This window comes from Aliterella sp. E5.1 (assembly GCF_057473825.1).
Map to the genome: position 1 here is coordinate 1 of NZ_JBYCCV010000079.1, position 18166 is coordinate 18166.

The 18166-nt window shown below is 42.9% G+C and carries 17 protein-coding genes and 2 pseudogenes; 11 read left to right on the top strand and 8 right to left on the bottom strand.

Annotated features, from left to right (window positions below; genetic code table 11):
* The 5 genes and pseudogenes from AC2VE5_RS19030 to AC2VE5_RS19050 form a co-directional block, all read left to right on the top strand.
* Nucleotides 1-161: pseudogene (locus tag AC2VE5_RS19030) on the top strand (photosystem II D2 protein (photosystem q(a) protein)); the annotation flags it as partial.
* Nucleotides 162-186: 25 nt separating this feature from the next.
* Nucleotides 187-1545 (top strand): photosystem II reaction center protein CP43, encoded by a 1359-nt coding sequence (psbC, locus tag AC2VE5_RS19035; RefSeq protein ID WP_486889291.1) that lies wholly within the window; start codon nt 187-189, stop codon nt 1543-1545.
* A gap of 349 nt (nt 1546-1894) precedes the next feature.
* The gene (locus tag AC2VE5_RS19040; protein WP_486889276.1) at nt 1895-2080 is read left to right on the top strand and encodes a PCP reductase family protein; all 186 of its coding nucleotides are present in this window, start codon (nt 1895-1897) and stop codon (nt 2078-2080) included.
* Between the two features lie 232 nt (nt 2081-2312).
* Nucleotides 2313-4085: a polysaccharide deacetylase family protein gene (locus AC2VE5_RS19045; protein ID WP_486889277.1), complete on the top strand. Its 1773-nt coding sequence runs from the start codon at nt 2313-2315 to the stop codon at nt 4083-4085.
* Nucleotides 4086-4124: 39 nt separating this feature from the next.
* Nucleotides 4125-4454: pseudogene (locus AC2VE5_RS19050) on the top strand (thioredoxin family protein).
* Here the strand turns inward: AC2VE5_RS19050 and AC2VE5_RS19055 are convergent.
* Complete coding sequence (locus tag AC2VE5_RS19055; RefSeq protein WP_486889278.1) at nt 4447-4674, bottom strand: hypothetical protein; 228 nt, start codon at nt 4672-4674, stop codon at nt 4447-4449. The pseudogene AC2VE5_RS19050 and the gene AC2VE5_RS19055 overlap by 8 nt on opposite strands.
* A complete protein-coding gene (locus AC2VE5_RS19060) occupies nt 4671-6440 on the bottom strand; it encodes a S8 family peptidase (protein ID WP_486889279.1) in 1770 nt (589 codons plus the stop codon). Before AC2VE5_RS19060 ends, AC2VE5_RS19055 begins: the two co-directional genes overlap by 4 nt.
* Before the next feature lie 131 nt (nt 6441-6571).
* On the opposite strand from AC2VE5_RS19060, the gene AC2VE5_RS19065 reads away from it, so the two are divergent.
* Nucleotides 6572-7000, top strand: coding sequence for a hypothetical protein (locus AC2VE5_RS19065; RefSeq protein ID WP_486889280.1), 429 nt, complete (start codon nt 6572-6574; stop codon nt 6998-7000).
* A gap of 196 nt (nt 7001-7196) precedes the next feature.
* Here AC2VE5_RS19065 and AC2VE5_RS19070 read toward each other — a convergent pair whose 3' ends face one another.
* On the bottom strand, nt 7197-7457 hold the full coding sequence (locus tag AC2VE5_RS19070; protein WP_486889281.1) for an SMR family transporter: 261 nt from the start codon (nt 7455-7457) through the stop codon (nt 7197-7199).
* 8 nt (nt 7458-7465) lie between these two features.
* On the opposite strand from AC2VE5_RS19070, the gene AC2VE5_RS19075 reads away from it, so the two are divergent.
* Nucleotides 7466-7648, top strand: a complete 183-nt coding sequence (locus AC2VE5_RS19075) for a hypothetical protein (protein WP_486889282.1) — start codon at nt 7466-7468, stop codon at nt 7646-7648.
* 24 nt (nt 7649-7672) lie between these two features.
* On the opposite strand, the gene AC2VE5_RS19080 is transcribed toward AC2VE5_RS19075, so the two are convergent.
* The gene (locus AC2VE5_RS19080; RefSeq protein WP_486889283.1) at nt 7673-9514 is read right to left on the bottom strand and encodes a tetratricopeptide repeat protein; all 1842 of its coding nucleotides are present in this window, start codon (nt 9512-9514) and stop codon (nt 7673-7675) included.
* A gap of 343 nt (nt 9515-9857) precedes the next feature.
* On the opposite strand from AC2VE5_RS19080, the gene AC2VE5_RS19085 reads away from it, so the two are divergent.
* The 3 genes from AC2VE5_RS19085 (at nt 9858) to hemH (ending at nt 13356) form a co-directional block, all read left to right on the top strand.
* Nucleotides 9858-10853, top strand: a complete 996-nt coding sequence (locus AC2VE5_RS19085) for a glycosyltransferase (RefSeq protein ID WP_486889284.1) — start codon at nt 9858-9860, stop codon at nt 10851-10853.
* Between the two features lie 11 nt (nt 10854-10864).
* A complete protein-coding gene (gene corA, locus AC2VE5_RS19090; RefSeq protein WP_486889285.1) occupies nt 10865-12064 on the top strand; it encodes a magnesium/cobalt transporter CorA in 1200 nt (399 codons plus the stop codon).
* 128 nt (nt 12065-12192) lie between these two features.
* Nucleotides 12193-13356, top strand: a complete 1164-nt coding sequence (gene hemH / locus AC2VE5_RS19095) for a ferrochelatase (protein ID WP_486889286.1) — start codon at nt 12193-12195, stop codon at nt 13354-13356.
* Between the two features lie 5 nt (nt 13357-13361).
* On the opposite strand, the gene AC2VE5_RS19100 is transcribed toward hemH, so the two are convergent.
* The 4 genes from AC2VE5_RS19100 to AC2VE5_RS19115 form a co-directional block, all read right to left on the bottom strand.
* Entirely contained in the window at nt 13362-13913 is a 552-nt protein-coding gene (locus tag AC2VE5_RS19100; RefSeq protein WP_486889287.1) for a DUF4126 domain-containing protein, read from the bottom strand.
* A 79-nt stretch (nt 13914-13992) separates the two neighbouring features.
* Nucleotides 13993-15288, bottom strand: coding sequence for an adenylosuccinate lyase (gene purB / locus AC2VE5_RS19105; RefSeq protein ID WP_486889292.1), 1296 nt, complete (start codon nt 15286-15288; stop codon nt 13993-13995).
* A 120-nt stretch (nt 15289-15408) separates the two neighbouring features.
* A complete protein-coding gene (locus AC2VE5_RS19110; RefSeq protein ID WP_486889288.1) occupies nt 15409-15966 on the bottom strand; it encodes a hypothetical protein in 558 nt (185 codons plus the stop codon).
* A gap of 59 nt (nt 15967-16025) precedes the next feature.
* Nucleotides 16026-17549, bottom strand: coding sequence for a YifB family Mg chelatase-like AAA ATPase (locus AC2VE5_RS19115; RefSeq protein ID WP_486889289.1), 1524 nt, complete (start codon nt 17547-17549; stop codon nt 16026-16028).
* Between the two features lie 59 nt (nt 17550-17608).
* On the opposite strand from AC2VE5_RS19115, the gene AC2VE5_RS19120 reads away from it, so the two are divergent.
* Complete coding sequence (locus tag AC2VE5_RS19120; RefSeq protein WP_486889290.1) at nt 17609-17959, top strand: histidine triad nucleotide-binding protein; 351 nt, start codon at nt 17609-17611, stop codon at nt 17957-17959.
* Nucleotides 17960-18166: the final 207 nt, after the last annotated feature.

The following is an 18166-nucleotide window of genomic DNA, read 5'->3' on the forward strand; positions in this document are numbered from 1 at the left end:
GCCAAGAATTACGGGCGGCGGAAGACCCAGAGTTTGAGACTTTTTACACCAAAAACATTCTGCTGAACGAGGGCATCCGCGCTTGGATGGCTCCTCAAGATCAGCCTCACGAACAATTCCAATTCCCAGAGGAGGTTCTACCACGTGGAAACGCCCTATAATGCTTCATTAAACCGCGATCTTGCCATGGGTGGTGGTCGCGATCTCGAATCATCAGGTTTTGCTTGGTGGTCGGGTAATGCTCGTTTGATTAATTTGTCTGGTAAGTTGTTGGGCGCTCACGTTGCTCACTCTGGTTTGATTGTATTCTGGGCAGGAGCAATGACTTTATTTGAAGTCGCTCACTTCATTCCAGAAAAGCCCATGTACGAGCAAGGTTTGATCTTGCTACCTCACCTAGCAGCGCAAGGCTGGGGTGTTGGTGCAGGCGGTGAAGTTATTAATACTTTCCCTTACTTCGTTGTTGGCGTATTGCACTTAATTTCCTCCGCAGTTCTTGGCTTTGGTGGTATTTATCACGCTGTTCGCGGTCCTGAAACCTTAGAAGAATATTCTTCTTTCTTTGGCTACGACTGGAAAGATAAGAACAAGATGACTAGCATCATTGGCTTCCACCTAATTATTTTAGGTTGCGGTGCATTATTGCTAGTAATCAAAGCTATGTTCGTCGGTGGCTTATACGATACTTGGGCCCCTGGTGGTGGCGATGTACGGGTAATTAGCAACCCCACACTCAATCCTGCAATCATCTTCGGTTACGTGCTGCGCTCTCCCTTTGGTGGTGAAGGTTCGATTGTTAGTGTCGATAACTTAGAAGATGTAGTCGGCGGTCATATTTGGGTTGCTTTACTACTAATTACTGGTGGTATTTTCCACGTATTGACCAAGCCTTTTGCTTGGGCGCGTCGCGCTTTCATCTGGTCTGGAGAAGCCTATCTTTCTTACAGCTTGGGTGCGTTGTCGTTAATGGCATTTATCGCTACTTGCTTTGTTTGGTTCAACAACACTGTATATCCTAGTGAATTCTACGGTCCTACAGGTCCAGAAGCCTCTCAAGCTCAAGCTTTGACCTTCTTGATCCGCGACCAGCGTTTGGGTGCAAACGTGGGTTCTGCTCAAGGCCCTACAGGTCTAGGTAAGTACTTAATGCGATCGCCTACTGGTGAAATCATCTTTGGTGGTGAAACCATGCGTTTTTGGGATGTCCGCGCTCCTTGGTTAGAGCCATTACGTGGTCCTAACGGTCTTGACTTAGACAAGATCAAGAACGATATTCAGCCTTGGCAAGCTCGTCGCGCTGCGGAATACATGACTCACGCTCCTTTGGGTTCTTTGAACTCCGTAGGTGGCGTAGCAACGGAGATCAACTCGTTTAACTTCGTGTCTCCCCGTTCTTGGTTGTCTTGCTTCCACTTTGTGATGTTCTTCTTCTTCCTAGTCGGTCACTTGTGGCACGCTGGTCGTGCTAGAGCGGCAGTTGCAGGTTTTGAGAAGGGTATCAACCGCGAAAGCGAACCCGTAATGTTTATGGGCGAACTTGACTAACTAACTTTATCAAGCTTCACTCTGTGATTAAGAAATAGTTAAAAAGCTCCTGTGTAAAAGCAGGAGCTTTTTTAAACAGTATCAACGAGCGGGAAATATTACCCGCAATTAATTACCCTACAAACTACCGTTAAATATCGGTCGTCAGCCAAGAGCGTGGCTTCAAAGGTTAGTTAAATGAAGTAGATGAACGCGATGATCGCTTTTATGTGCCACAATCCGATCTAGCGCAAGAAAATATAGTAGCTAAGATCGATGGCATTATTCAAAGCCACCTCCACTAATTGCTTTTTATAATTAATCTTGTGCTTTATGTTACTCTTGCCAATTGTTTATGGGTTGTAGCACTATGAACGACTCTCATCACGCTGACGATCTGCAATGGACACCATCAGCTTTAGCTATGCTAAAAAAAATTCCCTTTTTTGTCCGCCCTCAAGCAACAGCAAGGATTCAACAGTTGGCTCGTGCGGCGGGGACGGAAATTATTACTGTAGAATTGGTCGAGCAAGCAAGACTTGAATTTGGTCAATAGAGAATTACCTTTATATTCGATTAGTAAAGCTAATTTCAGACCATTGTGGTAAGTTAGATTAGCTGATTTTAACGCGCTCTTATTTAGAATTTAATTATCTGCTATTGCCAGTTTAATAAAACCCTATTATTCTGTAGTTGTTTGTATAATCTTCATGAAAAGATTTATTTTAATTATTAATTAGAAAGCCATATATTTAATCAACGCTATGATTGGTCAAAAATACAAATCAATGTTGTTTTTAACTTCTTTAAGTAGCACATTTAAAAAAATCTTACCTTTAGGTTTATTATTAATTCCTGGATTACAGGCTAATTTGTTAGCAACCGACTTACCAGATAAACCAAGCGATCGCGCTTGCAAAACGCCGCTAAATTCTGACAAAGCTGGTCTAAGCAATGCTGTTACTCAACTAATTCAAGTAGCTAGTTGGGTTGGCGAAATCCAAACAATTGTTCAGACAATGAATCACAATTTAGCTCCGCAAATAGCAGCGTACTTTAACCCTAGCCCTTGGCCCAAAATCAACGAGCGATCGCTTTTGGCACGAGTTCCGGTGTTTATGTATCACGATATTTTGCAAGAAAAAGAAGTATTTTTTGATGTTACTGTTGCAGAATTTGAACGGCATTTACAACTAATTAAAAAACAAGGTTTAACTCCGATTAGTTACGACCAGCTAGTAAACCATTTGCGCACGGGATTACCATTACCAGAAAAGCCAATTATGTTGACTTTTGATGATGGTTACGGCGGTCATTATGAGTATGTTTATCCTTTGCTTAAAAAGTACGGTTATCCAGCAATTTTTTCTGTTTATACGTCGAACATGGGCAAGGATACGGGCAGGACTCATGTAAGTTGGGAACAGCTAAAAGAAATGGCAGCCGACCCAATAATTACGATCGCATCCCATAGCGTAAGTCATCCAAAAGACTTGAGAGCATTGCCTGATGACAAGTTAAAGATAGAAATTGAGCAATCAAAACAAATGCTCGAAAACAAGTTAGGTATTCCCATTCGTTACTTTACTTATCCCGAAGGTAAGTATGACGAACGGGTAGCCAAATTTGTAGAACAAGCCGGGTATATTTCAGCGCTGACAATGAGCGATACAGACGAGCGTTTTGCTGGGGAATCAGAAAGTATGCTGGCAATTTCTCGATTTGGACAATCGAGGTTAGCACAAGGCTTAGTAAACGTAGAAACAAGCCCAATTTCTCAAGCTTGGGGAGGGGCAAAACTACCTAATTTTTGGGGTGGTGGCTTTGACTTTAGCGCCGAAGTTCAAGTTAATAAAACAACCATTGACGAAACCAACCTAACTCTAATTTCTGGTGGCAAACCCGTCACTATCCACGCCAAAAGCCGTTACCAAGTGCCAGAAATTTTGGCTGGAACTGACGCTGTAGCAGCCGTTGATGGTGGATTTTTCTCTTTAAAATTTCTCGACTCCAATGTAATGATTGGACCTGTATTGAGCCAAGTAAACAATAAATTTATTCCTGGTTATCGCGGGGAGATGTCTAAACTAACTGGGCGACCTTTGGTATTAATTAGTCCCCAATCTGCCAAATTTATTGCTTTCGCTCCTGACCTACACAATACTTTAGAGGGCATAGAAGCGGTGATGCCCAATGTTACCGATGCTTTTGTTGCTGCTGCTTGGCTAGTTAAAGACAACCAACCCCAAAGCGCCAAAACTTTCGGCAGTTTGTTTGATTATGATGCAATTCGCCATCGTGCCTTTTGGGGTATCAATCAGGCAGGACAGCCCATAGTGGGGGTGTCTACCGAACCTGTGGATTCGGTAGCGTTGGGAAGCGCCCTAGCCAAAGCCGGATTGCGGGATGCTGTAATGCTTGATTCTGGCGCTAGTACATCTTTAGCTTATAAAGGTGAATCTTTAGTTGGTTATACTCCCCGCCCTGTGCCTCATGTAGTGGCGCTAATACCTCCGACGTCTAGCCTGCAATCAACTAATTGTGCGATCGCGCAGAGGTAAACTAGATATTGATTGAGATGATGGAGCAAGAAGTAGGTTATGGAGCGATCGCTAATTAAATTTTCCTCAGAAGACTGCGGTATATGTCACAAAATGTCCTTCTACGACCAAAAAGTTAGTGAAGAATTGGGCTTGCAGTTTATTGATGTCAAAATGCAGGATACGGCAACTTACCGCAAATACCGCAAAATTTTACTCAGCCAATACCCCGATAAAGCCGAAATGGGATGACCTACCTACCTCCTCTGCGATTCCCCAGAAGGCGAATTTCAGATCTTAGGTGAAGTCAAAGGCGGTCATCCCAAAGGCGAATTTAGAAGTAAGTTGCAAGCCGTTCTAGCTACGGTAGAACAAGCAAGTCTTAACTAATTACATCAAAGGATTGTACTTCTAGGACAGGTCCAATCATGGCAAAAGTCATGACATCTTCTTTAACCTGTCCGACAACGCTTACTTTTTGTCCGCTTTTGAGTAAGTCTTTACTTGCCCCTCTGTGGATTTCATAAGTAGTACCATCGTCAGCTACGAGCGCCCAAGTACCCGTACCCATTTCTTTGCGTTCAATTGTCCCTGTGACATTAATACTCATGCAGCTTTGGTTTCCCCTTTCATCGCTAACCATGCTAATCCATAACAAAGAGCGGCGTTACCAATCAAGAAACTACGGGCAACTAACCCTTCACCCAACCACCAAACATCGGGCGTAACTACCGCACTCACAACTAAGCAACTAGCAACCCCCAATGATGTGCCAATTGCAAACCACTTCCACTTAGGATGTCCCAGAAATAAAGCAACTAACGCTATAGGAATTAATACGCTAGCAAAGGCGGGATTGAGGATGCTATTGCCTGCTACAGCATTACCTAATTCGGGAATTGAACTGCCCAACAACCGGAAGGGCCACTGAGGCAAATCGTAGATATAAACGCCGCGTAGGAAAAATAAACCCGAACTACCAGCAATCAAACCGCTACTTAACGCCCAACTCCAGGCAAAGGGAAAGTAAGTTCCCAAAAACCATGCCAGTAAGTAAGAACCTAATACCATCGCAATTTTAGGTAATAGCGCGATCGCACCGCCATCAATCCAAAAACGTAAGTTGAGGTAGCCATTATCTCGCAACCAGCGAAAGAAGTGAGGAAAACTAATTTGCCCCACTTGCGCCATTTTGACGGCGGAGGCTGCATCTAATTGTCCTGCACCGTAATAGTTGAGTCCGTCTTCTTGAATAGCCCGTGAAGACTTTTGTAAAACATCCAGAACTTCCTCTGGTTGGGTGACTCCAGACGCTCTAATTAATGCCGCAACACCCGCTACGTGAGGCGCTGCCATACTCGTACCTTGAAAGCCTTGAATTGAGGCTACGCCCGTTTCTGGGTCGATCGTGTCTTGTAAAATCTTGCCAGCATCGCTACCTCCAGGGGCAGAAATATCTACACCTGCGCCAAAGTTGGAGTAAGGAGCTTTTTCACTCGCCGCATCAAAGGCAGCTACCCCTATTACGTGCGGGTAACGGGCGGGGTAAGAAGCCGAGTTTTGATTTTCGTTACCCGCCGCCGCTATAACTACCACACCTTTACGGTAAGCGTAGTCTATGGCTTCTGCCATGAGTTGGCTTTCACCGCCGCCACCCAAACTCATATTAATTACATCAGCACCGTTGTCGGCAGCAAATTTGATTGCTTCGGCAATATCGGCAACAGTTCCGCCACCGTAATTACTTAATACTTTCAAAGGCATTAAACTCGCCTCATAAGCAATACCCGCTACGCCATAGCCGTTATTGGTAGATTGGGCAATGGTTCCCGCTACGTGAGTGCCGTGTCCGTTGTCGTCATCGGCAATAGTGCGATCGTTTACGAAGTCGTAACCGTCAACAAAAGTTGTATCTTTCAAGTCTGGTACGCGGCTAATACCTGTATCAATGACAGCAACAGTTACATCTTTACCTTTGGTTTCAGTCCAGGCGGATTCAATATTGATACTACGCAGGTTCCACTGCCTGCTATAGTCAGGATCGTTGGGAGCAACTAAAGCTGTGTAAATGTAGTTTGGCTCAATGTATTCGGTACTTTTGGCTAAGTCAGACTTTTGCAAACTTTTTAGCGTATTGCGATCGCCTTTGACCACATACACGTTATCGCCTACAGAAAATGCGCTGTTAAGTTGGGGTGTAAAATTAAATTGCTGAGAAATCCCATTAATTTTTTTTGTTATTTCAGTAGCGGGTACGTCTTCTCGAAAATCTACCACAATGGAGTCAAAATTCCCTCGATTTGCCAGCCCTTTAAAATTGTGTAGGGCGAAACTTATCCCGACTATAAACAAGCACAGTAGTAGAACCCTTTTCATATCAACTTATAAATGGCGCTATTGTACTGATCAAAATAACGTATAGGCTGTTAATTGGGAATGATTCTTTAAGATATGTACAACAAATTTATAATTGTATAGTTATACACAAATTTATTTAAGGAAATTAAATGGCACGGGGTTTAGTCTGGTTATCGCTATTATTGGTATTTGTTTGGTTGGCAGCCCTAGGCTGGAATGAGTATCAAAAAGTTGAGGCTTATCGGCGGTGGGCGGCAGAAGCTGAATTTGAAAAGTCTAAGTTCGATATTTACGCAGTCCTAGCTAAAAAAGGTAACAATTTGACTTGGGGCAAGCCAACACGAAAAGCACCAATCGACCAGTCAACTTTTAGCTTAAATGATGTCAAAACAATTAACTTAGTAGTAGACGATCGCTTTGTAGAACTAGAATCACCACCAACTAAAGGGCGAAAAGTAGTTTTAGAGTTTAGTTTTACTCAACCAGTGCCACCAGTACGAATTCCTTTTACTGAAATATCTCTAGCTGCTGAATGGGGAAAATATTTGAACTCGCAATTAAATCTTTTGCAGGCATGATAACGTTCAAAGCAAGCCATACTAATCTACCTAGGCGATTATAATAGAGGCATAGTTGTTGTATGAAGTAGCTAAAGTCTAGATTTAGTCTCAAGTCAAAAAATTAGCATCCTGACAAATCTAGCTGTTAGCCAGGGGCAAATTTCTAGCAAAGGCAAGATTTAGCTCAATATGCTTGGTATTGGTTAGCCAAACCCTAAGTTTTTTTAGTAAAAGCGATCGCGCAAACGCCACTTAGAATCAAACCTAGACCCATCCATTGTGAGAAAGGGATTTTTTCTTTTAACAGCACCCCACCAGCTATGGTAGTAGCAATAATTGTTAGCCCAATCACTACTGGATAGGCAACAGATAAATTAAATTTACCTAAAACTAATACATAAAAAATTGTACTAAGCCCATAGGCGCAGATTCCACCGAATGAGTAAATGTTGATTAAATTGCCAGAAGCTCCCAACTTTAGAAGTGTTTGAGCCGTTGTACCTCAAACAGCCAATAGATATTCAAGGCTTAAAGATGCCCAACGGTCAAATTGATTGGCAATGGAACAATGGAAAAGTTTATGCAAAAATCCGGGGCAGTAAAGTCGATGTAAAATTAGGCGCGAGTTTTCCTGCTAATACCCCTATACAAATAGAGTATTTGTAGAAACTGGCAGGAGGTTTTGCTTGGCTATAACGAGCTTTGATATTGTTCTAGTAATTGGGGAAGATAATCGTAGCCATCTACGCCAATTACTGGAATTATTTGCGCTCTGCACTGCTTGAGCAAATTTTGGAAAGCGCTTTCTCCAATTTGTCCTTGCAAAATAGTTAGTAATCCCGCAGATTGTCGCCATTGCACTGAGCCAATTTGCTCTAGAAGATACATACCCAAACTTCCCGCACTCATAGCCATTTCTATATTTTGGCTGCTGTAGTAAGCGGAAGCTAATGAAGCAAAGTTTTGTCCTTGGAGGTACAAGTCCCCAGAGACACGAGCAGATTGTAAGGCACGTTCTAGGTAGGGAATAGCACTTTGGGGTTGCGAAAGCACTAGATAAGCGACTCCTAAGCTACTACAGCATAAAGCCTGACTTTGTAAGTCGCCTAAGCGTTGGGATAATTCTAATCCTTGTTGGAGGTAAGCAATTGCACCTGCGTAAACTTCTAATTCGCTTTGGAGTTGCTGCCCTTGAAATACTTGACTGTAGCCAAGATTAGCTAAGGCGTTGGCTTCTCCTAGACGCTCTCCTGATTGACGCGCCAATATTAACGCCCTTTGGCTGTAGTTGATGGCGCTTTCGTAGTCTTTTTGGGTCACACAAGCCCGACTAAGATGATTGAGGTTAGCAATTTCACACTGGATATCGCCTTCAGTTTGGGCAATTTCTAATGCTTGCTGGGCAAAGGCTTTGGCTGGTTCCAATTGCCCCAAAGCTTGGAGAGAATAGCCAAGTAAAGTCAAAATTCGCGCCTTTTCTTGAGTACCTTCAACTTGTCTCAAGGGTTCGTTGAAGTAGCTTAGAGTTGAGCGTAGGCGATCGCCACTAAATAAGGCAAAAATCCCGCCATAAAGGGGAAAATCTTTTGTTTGGGCAAAGGTGCGGAGAATTTGTAGGGTAATTTGAAAGCAGCTTTCTGTTAGGGCGTTGTAATTGCTTGATGATTGTCTCAAACCGTTAGCTAATTGCGACCAAATGGTGGCAAAAGTCAAAAAAGTAGAAAAGGCTAAATTAGCGCCAGCTTTAGCATCGTAAGCTTGTTTATTGAACCAAGCAACTAAACCTTGTTGCAAGCATTGCATAGTTACAGCAAGTTCTACCCAAGCACTCAAGCTAATGTCATTTTGCTTGGAAATCCACTCATCGACGGGCTGCTGCAAAGCTAGGGTTTGAAAGAGCGATCGCATTAAGGGACTATTTACCTGTTTTGCCCAGACAGTCCAAGGACCTCTTTGCCCTGGTACACCTACAAAGCCCAATTGTTCTGGGTTGTCATACATCCAGCTAATTAAGTAATCTTGCAATGATTGCCAAGAGGCTATCCCAGAGATTAAACCTTGAGCTAGTTGGGCAAATTCTTCAGTGTCTGTTTGCTTCAGACTTCTAGCTAATTGCTGGATTTGGCTAAGAGTCAAAGCTGGCTTACGGTTGGGGTCAATTGCTGCAAGCAAAACTCCCAGGCGATCGCTCTCTGGAGCGGCAATTATCGTTGTTAGAGCGGCATTTAGGGTATTAGAAACGGCTAAATCTTTCTGTACGCGCTCCCACTCTCCTTGAATAGTTTTGAGGGCGCGGAGGCTACGCATGGCTTTGGCTTGCTTTAATTCGTCAGTTTGGCTATTTTGCTGTTGCTCAGTTGCGTAAATTTGCTCGGACAAAGAGCGTTCAAATAGTTCTCCCGTACCAGGTTCAACTTCTTGGCGGAGCAATTGATAAACTTGCTCTTTGGAGCTAATTTGACCTTTTAAAGTAGTTTGGACAATGCGATCGATTAAAGAATTATAGCGATCGCTATAAATAGAATCCGACATAATTAATACCTAGTTACTCATAAATTACCCATTATTGCGAGAAAAACCCAGTTAGCAGCAATGGTAAAAGCAAAAGGGCGCAAATAATTGTAAATATAGTTCCTGGCTCAATCTCAATAGTATTTTTCTTGGGTTCGGGCATTATTTACCTCTAGAATACCTACTATTTTTTCCAGGGTAGCTTAGTACCCATTTCGGTGGCGGCAGAAAATAGCAGATAACCAATTAGTAACCCCGCACCCCCAATAAAAGCCAATAAATCGTTATCCATATACGTTATCTAGTCATACTCCGCTAATATTAACGCCTAGAGATGGGATTTCTTGTGGAGAATGTAAGGGCAATGAGGACATTATACTTTTTAGTTCCTGGAACGGGAGCTAAGTTTGCCTGTGGTGGCTTGTGGGCGGAGTTAAAAACCTTTAATCTTGCAAGACAAATTTGTAAAGCGGAAGTTGTTACTTATCGTCAGCGAGAAAAAGACACTTTGTTTATTGATGAAGTTCTCCAAAAAAAAGATTTAGATAATGGGATCTTTGTAATTAGCTGGGGTTTTGATATTGCTAAGCTTGTCGCCAAGTTGAAGCAGTACAATATCGTCTATCATGCCCACAGCGCAGGTTATAAGTTTAAGTTGCCTGCAAACATTCCAATTATTACCGTCAGCCGCAATACAATGGGGTATTGGGGTCAAAAGTCGCCTAATTCCTTAATTTATTATTTGCCCAATCAAATTAGTCAAGAATTTAGCAATTTTTCCCTGCAACGCGATATTGATGTTTTGGTACAAAAACGCAAGTCTTCTAAATACTTGCTACAACAATTGATACCAGAATTGCAGAAGCACTGTAATGTCCTTGTAGTTGATTCTTATGTAGAAGACTTGGCAAAGTTATTTAATCGCGCCAAAGTTTATCTTTACGATTCTGCCGAATACTGGGCATTGCAAGGAGTTAGCGAAGGTTTCGGCTTGCAACCTTTAGAAGCTGCTGCGTGTGGATGTCAGGTTTTCTCTAGTGTCAACAATGGTTTGTCTGATTACTTAGATCCAGGTTTTAATTGCTTTAAAATTGCTGGCTACTCAAAAGCACACGATGTTCAACGTATATTAAAGGAAATAGAAAGTCCTGCAAACTTGAATCTACCCGAACATATATTAGATGAATATCGAGTAACAAACATTACTCGTCGCTTGCGAGTAATTCTGCAAGATATCAACAACTTTTTTGACGGCAAAAGCTCTTACAGTGCTGATATTGAAAGTTTGACAAGAATTCAAATTGCTAAGTTATTTACTCAAAGTACGCTTGATAAGCTGAAGAAAAAATTAGTGAAATAAATATCGGTACTATGACAAAAATCCGTTCCCGTCTTGCTAACGCTCTCAAAAAACCTCGTAAAGATTACTTTCACGAGCAACCAGGTAGTTTACCGGGAACTTTGAATATTGCTGCCGACGCAACGATACCACAAATTGAATTGATCGATTACAAAGATACAGATTACGTTCATGAAAAAATAGCCATACCAGAAGATTTGGTTCCCTACCTTGACAGTGAATCAGTCTCCTGGGTTGATGTTCAAGGTTTGGGTAGTGAAGATATCCTGCAAAGAATTGGCACAATATTCAATCTTCATCCCCTGGTTTTAGAAGATATTGTCAACGTACCTCAACGTCCAAAAGTGGAAGATTACGAAGATCATTTGGTAATTATTACCCAAATGGTACTGCCGCTAAATGATAAAACTGGTTTTCACCGGGAACAAGTCAGCTTTGTACTAGGGAAACACTATTTACTTACGGTACAAGAGGAAGCGCAATACGATTGCTTCAACCAAGTGCGATCGCGCATTTGCAATAATAAAGGCATCCTCCGCAAACACAAAGCCGATTATTTGGCTTATACGCTCATTGATGCGATCGTTGATGGTTTTTTTCCAGTATTAGAAGCTTATGGCGAACTAATAGAAGAATTAGAAGAAGAAGTAGTCGCCAATCCCACCCGAAAAACTCTAGAAAAAATCTATCGCATCCGCCGAGAATTGTTATCGTTGCGTCGAGCAATCTGGCCGCAAAGAGATGCTATTAATGCCTTAATTCGGGACGATAGCGATCTAATTTGCGAACACGTGCGCGTTTATCTGCGCGACTGTTACGACCATGCAGTTCAAGTTATGGATATGGTAGAAACTTACCGCGAACTAACATCGGGCTTGATGGATGTGTATTTATCTGCTGTTAGCAACAGAATGAACGAAATTATGAAGCTACTGACGGTAATTTCATCAATATTTATTCCCCTCACTTTTATCGCCGGAATTTATGGCATGAATTTCAATACCGAAACATCGCCCTGGAATATGCCAGAATTAAACTGGTATTTTGGCTATCTAGGTTGTTTAGCCTTTATGGCAGCGATCGCAGGCAGCTTAATCTTCTTCTTTTGGCGGCGCGGCTGGTTTGAGAACTTTTCGACAATTCAAGACAACTACAGCAATCAGGAAATAACCCAAAGTCAACCCAATCGGGCTAAAAAACTTCGGCGTTAACACCAAACTTAGCGACACCGATCGATTCTATGCTGTGAAAATAGTCACCACTATTAAACGTGATGATATTAGAGATATATTGTTAAAATTAGTGACGAAGCTGAAAAGATTAGAGCGTTGTAACTGTTATGGGTCGTATTGGGGTATTACTACTTAATCTTGGTGGACCAGATCAAATAGAAGATGTGGGTCCGTTTCTGTTTAACTTATTTGCTGACCCGGAGATTATTCGCCTCCCCTTTACGTGGTTACAAAGACCTTTAGCTTGGTTTATTTCCACTCGGCGCACTAATACATCTCAAGCTAACTATCGGCAAATCGGTGGTGGATCTCCTTTGCGGCGGATTACTGAAGAACAAGCAGATGCCCTCAAGCAAAGATTGCAAGAATTGGGTCACGAAGCTTATACCTATGTAGGAATGCGTTATTGGCATCCATTTACCGAAGAAGCGATCGCTCGCCTCAAACGCGACGGGCTAGATAAATTGGTTATTTTACCTTTATATCCGCAATTTTCTATTAGTACCAGTGGTTCTAGCTTTCGCTTGCTAGAAAGAATTTGGCGAGAAGACCCCAAACTTGCCCAGATTGAATACACAGTTATTCCTTCTTGGTACAAGCAGCCGAACTACCTCCAGGCAATGGCAGATTTAATTGCTGGGCAATTACAAAAGTGTCCCGATCCTGACAAAGCACACATATTTTTCAGCGCTCACGGCGTTCCTCGCAGCTATGTTGAGGAAGCTGGCGACCCTTATCAGCAAGAAATAGAAGACTGCACGAGCTTAATTATGCAGACTTTAGGGCGACCAAATCCCCACACTTTAGCTTACCAAAGCAGAGTAGGTCCGGTAGAATGGCTCCAGCCCTATACAGAAGATGCAATTGAGAAACTAGGGGCGCAGGGTGTAGAAGATTTAGTTGTAGTCCCGATTAGCTTTGTGTCGGAACACATTGAGACACTACAAGAAATCGATATTGAGTACCGCGAAGTAGCAGAAAAAGCAGGCATTCACAACTTTCGTCGCGTCCCGGCTTTGAATACTCATCCTTTGTTTATTCAATCTTTGGCAGATTTGGTTATAGACGCAGTAAATAGTCCCGATCTAAAATTGTCTCAGGTAAAGCAAATCAAGAAAAATTTGAAAATGTATCCCCAAGAGCGGTGGCAATGGGGGATGACGGCTACGGCAGAAGTGTGGAACGGTAGGATTGCGATGTTGGGCTTTATTGCCTTGGTATTAGAGCTAATCACTGGTCGCGGACTGCTGCATTTTGTAGGCATCTTGTAGATAAATTAGCGATCGCGCGATTCTTGTTTGCCGTACCATTTGGCTAAAGATTGATAACTCCGAACTGCCCACCACAGCAAAGTCAAGGAGATAATTCCTCCTACCTGGGGCTTATTCACCGATAAGAATGCTAACAAAATAGATAAAATGTCTTGGGCAAAGACAAATTTTAGCGGTAGCCTCTGCTGCTGATAAAACCAAGCAGTTTGAACGCTTTGGAGTACGAAGGCAAATAAACCGCCCAATATAGCGATTGCCCAAATTGGTAAAGAACCCACCCCAGCGTTGGAAGTTGTGGCGATCGCCCCAGCAATCGGGCTACTTACTAGCAGAACAATTTGTAGCAAACGTTGACCAAGTAACTGCTTGAACCCTAATAATTCAAGCATTGACCAACTGCAAAGAATAGCTAATCTAATGGACGGATGAATAGCTGACAAAAGTGGAATACCAGACCACAAAGCCTCACCTCGCAATAGTTCGAGGCTTAATAGAGGTAAGGCTATTCTGATTCCCACCGCCGCCGAAGCGGAAAGCGCCGCTAGAACTTCAATCATAGGGAAATCAAATCAGCGATTTGGCGCTTACCGTCTTAAAAAAATTGATTATTGCCTGCTTAAAACTTTCTATCCCTATCTAAATGCTTAGTCTTTGATAAATTTCGTCTAAGTGTTTGAGATGATGGCTGGGATTAAAGCAATCCTTAATTTCTGAAGCGGATAGTACCTCAGTAACACGAGGATCGTGACTAATTAAGTCTTGAAAGTTGCCTTGTGGTTGATTCCAGGCTTGATGAGCGCAAGATTGCACCACTATATAAGCGTCTTCTCGGCTCATACCTTTATCTACCAAAGTTAGCAGTACCCGTTGACTAAATACTACACCTCCGTAACAATTCATGTTACGTTCCATATTTTGAGGATAAACCAACAAATTTTTAATTAAATCGGTGGCTTCAGAAATCATGAAATGAGTCAAGATGCAGGTATCAGGGAAAATAACTCGTTCAACGGCGCTATGAGAAATATCTCGCTCGTGCCAGAGAGCGACGTTTTCTAGGGCTGCAACGGCATTACCCCGCAAGATTCGCGCCAGTCCTGTCAACCGCTCAGAACGGATGGGGTTGCGCTTGTGAGGCATCGCTGAGGAGCCTTTTTGACCTTTGGCAAAAAATTCTTCGACTTCCAGAACATCAGTTCTTTGCAAGTTACGAATTTCTACAGCAAATCGTTCTAGAGAAGATCCGAGTAAAGCTAATTGTTGCACGTAGTCCGCATGGCGATCGCGCGAGATTACCTGAGTCGAAGCGGTATCTGGTTGCAGTCCTAACTTTTGACAGGCTATTGCTTCGATTTTTGGCTCAACATTAGCGTAAGTTCCTACCGCCCCAGAGATTTTGCCTACAGCGATGTGCTGGCGCAAATTGATTAACCGCTCTTGACTGCGCAATACTTCCGCCAACCAGCCAGCTAATTTAAACCCAAAAGTAATTGGTTCGGCATGAATCCCGTGGGATCTGCCAATCATAATCGTATAACGATGCTGCGTTGCTTGGGTTCTAATAGCAGCGATTAATTCTTCGATCTTTACTAGCAATAAGTCTAAACTTGCTACTAATTGCAGCGCCAAAGCCGTATCTAAGATATCGGAACTCGTTAACCCCAAATGTATATAACGTCCCGCGTCGCCTACATATTCATTGACATTAGTCAAAAAGGCAATCATATCGTGGCGGACTTCAGTTTCAATCTCTAAGACTCGCTTAGGGTCAAAATTTGCCTTTTGCTTGATTTCCTCTACGGCTTCGATCGGAATATAACCTAGTTCCGCCTGAGCTTCACAAACAGCTATTTCTACTTGCAGCCAAGTTTTAAGTTTATAATTTTCTGTCCAAAGGTCGCCCATTTCAGGCAAAGTATAACGCTCAATCACTCGTCCGCCACAGAATACAACTGTCATATTTTACAGTTTTGTTGGACGCGATGTATGCAATGTACGATCCTGCAATCTAAATTATCTATCCAAAAATTGGCTCCAAAAGGTATATAGAAATTACTTACCTTTTTTCTCAGTGACTTGAAAAGAGTCAAAAAACTGTTCTCCGTTCTCTAAGTTAGGACTAATAAGCAGTAATTGATACAAGCGATTGCCGACCAAGTACATACTAGCTTTTCCGTTTATGCCATTAGTAGCTTTTAATTCTACAGTTCTGCCAAAGTATCCATCTAGTTCAATTTCACGCTGGTTAACCAACTTATCGCCATCGGCGGCATAACCTTCGCACACCGCATCAAAAATCTCTCCAGGTTTTACTTGAGTAACTTCCTTTGCCAAGTCAGAGTAAGTAACTAAATAAACAGTCTCGCCATTAACCAACGTAAAATTATGAGTAACGAAGCCATCTGTATCGGTTTCTGATTCCTCCGTAGGAACCCCAGGCATGGAAACAGCGAAGTTACCTACTTTAGAAGAAAACTGCTGCCAAGGCGATCGCGCGATCGTCGATTGGGCATAACTAACCGAAGATTGGCGAACTATTGGACTTGCAGTCACAGAAGTTGCCAATAATCCAGAAACAATCGTAATTAAGGTCAAAATTATTGGTTTCATTGGATAGCTGTCAAGGTAAATTTATGGATAAGCGCATCTGCCGATTGAACAACAAATAGTTATTGCATTCGGTCTATAGTCCGGTATTGAACAGCCTCTGCAACGTGACTTGCTAGTAGATTTTCTTCCCCAGCCAAGTCTGCAATAGTTCTTGCTACTTTAAGTATGCGATCGCTTGCTCTAGCAGATAGTCCTAGTTTACGAATCGCTACTTCTAATAAATTGCGGCTAGAATCGTCAAGGGCGCACCACTGCTGCAAATGACGGCTTTCCATAGCTGCATTGCAAAGGATAGTTTCAGCTTGAAAACGATTGCAGGCGCGATCGCGGGCTTGCTTGACCCGCAGGCGGACGGGTTCGGAAGCTTCCCCTTTGGGCTGGGTAGTAATTTCTTCTGGCTTTAACCGATTAACAGCAACTTGCAGATCGATTCTGTCCATCAATGGGCCCGAAAGCTTCGCCCAATAATGTTCTCTTTGCCTGGGCGAACAACTACAAGCTTGAATCGAGTCGCCAAAATAGCCGCAAGGACAAGGGTTAGTGCTGGCAATTAGGGTAAATTGCGCTGGAAACATCACCGTTTGACGAGTCCGCGACACGGTTACATAGCCATCTTCTAAAGGCTGACGCAAAAATTCCAACACGTCGCGCTTAAATTCTGTAAGTTCGTCTAGAAAAAGTATGCCTCTATGAGCTAAAGATATTTCCCCAGGACGCGGAAAACTACCGCCACCAACCAAAGCTGGACCAGAGGCGGAGTGGTGCGGGCTGCGAAACGGGCGATCGCGCACTAATAAGCCGCGATTTTTTAATAGTCCAGCCACCGAATGAACTTGAGTCACTTCTAGTGATTCTGCAAAACTTAATGGCGGCAAAATTCCTGGTAAGCGCCTAGCTAACATAGTTTTGCCACTACCAGGAGGTCCAACAAAAATCAAATTATGTCCTCCCGCCGCCGCTATTTCTAAGGCTCTCCGGGCATGAGATTGTCCTTTGACATCTTTTAAGTCGGCGCTGTTTACAAGCGATGTAGCCAACTCTGTTTCATCTAGTTTTATTGGGGAATAAAGCTCTGGTTGATTTAAGAAAGTCGCTACTTCCGACAAATATTTAAACCCATATACATCCAGCCCTGCAACTACCGCCGCTTCTTGAGCATTGTCAAAAGGTACAACTAAGCTTGTGATGCCTAATTTTTTTGCCGCCGCCGCAATTGGCAAAACTCCTGCCACTGGGCGCAGCGTCCCATCGAGAGAAACTTCACCCAAAAATAAATGATCTCCCAATAACTGAGCGCTCACCTGCTCTGAAGCTGCCATGATCCCTACACTAATCGGCAAGTCAAAGCTCGGTCCTTCTTTGCGTAAATCCGCCGGGGTCAAGTTAATGATTATTTTTCTCAGGGGAAAAGCATAACCAGCATTTTTCATCGCGGCTTTTACTCTTTCGCGGGATTCTTGGACGGCGGTATCTGGTAGCCCAACCAGGACAATTCCTGGCAAGCCACCCGATACATCAACCTCTACGCCTACTTTGACGGCATCAATCCCCACAATCGCGGCACTCCATACTCTGGCTAACATTTATTTATTTCATCGCAATAACCATTTAGAATCTCTAGCAGAAATACCAGTGAATCTGCATGAGTGAAACTACAGAGACAATTTTTAGTAAAATTATTCGTCGGGAAATACCCGCAGATATTGTTTATGAAGATGACTTAGCGATCGCATTCAAAGATATTCATCCTCAAGCACCCGTCCACATTTTATTAATTCCCAAGCAGCCGATTAAGTCTTTGGCTGAAACTAGACCCCAAGACCAAAACTTAATGGGTCACTTGCTACTGACGGCTCAACAGATTGCTCTCACTGCGGGGCTTACTAATGGCTACCGTTTAGTCATTAATACTGGTGATGATGGCGGTCAAACGGTTTCCCACATTCATTTACACATTTTGGGGGGCCGACAAATGACTTGGCCCCCAGGTTGAGTGTCATCAGGAGAACTGATTGCTCTCATAACATAACTTAACTTAGAGAGGATTTACAAAACTAAATAAAAGCATTAATCTTGAATTCAAGGAGGCAAAAGCTTCCGATTATCCAAAAATCAAGCACTTATAAAACAATGACAACAACCTTACAAAGACGCGAAAGCGCCAACGTATGGGAACGATTCTGTAGCTGGGTAACATCCA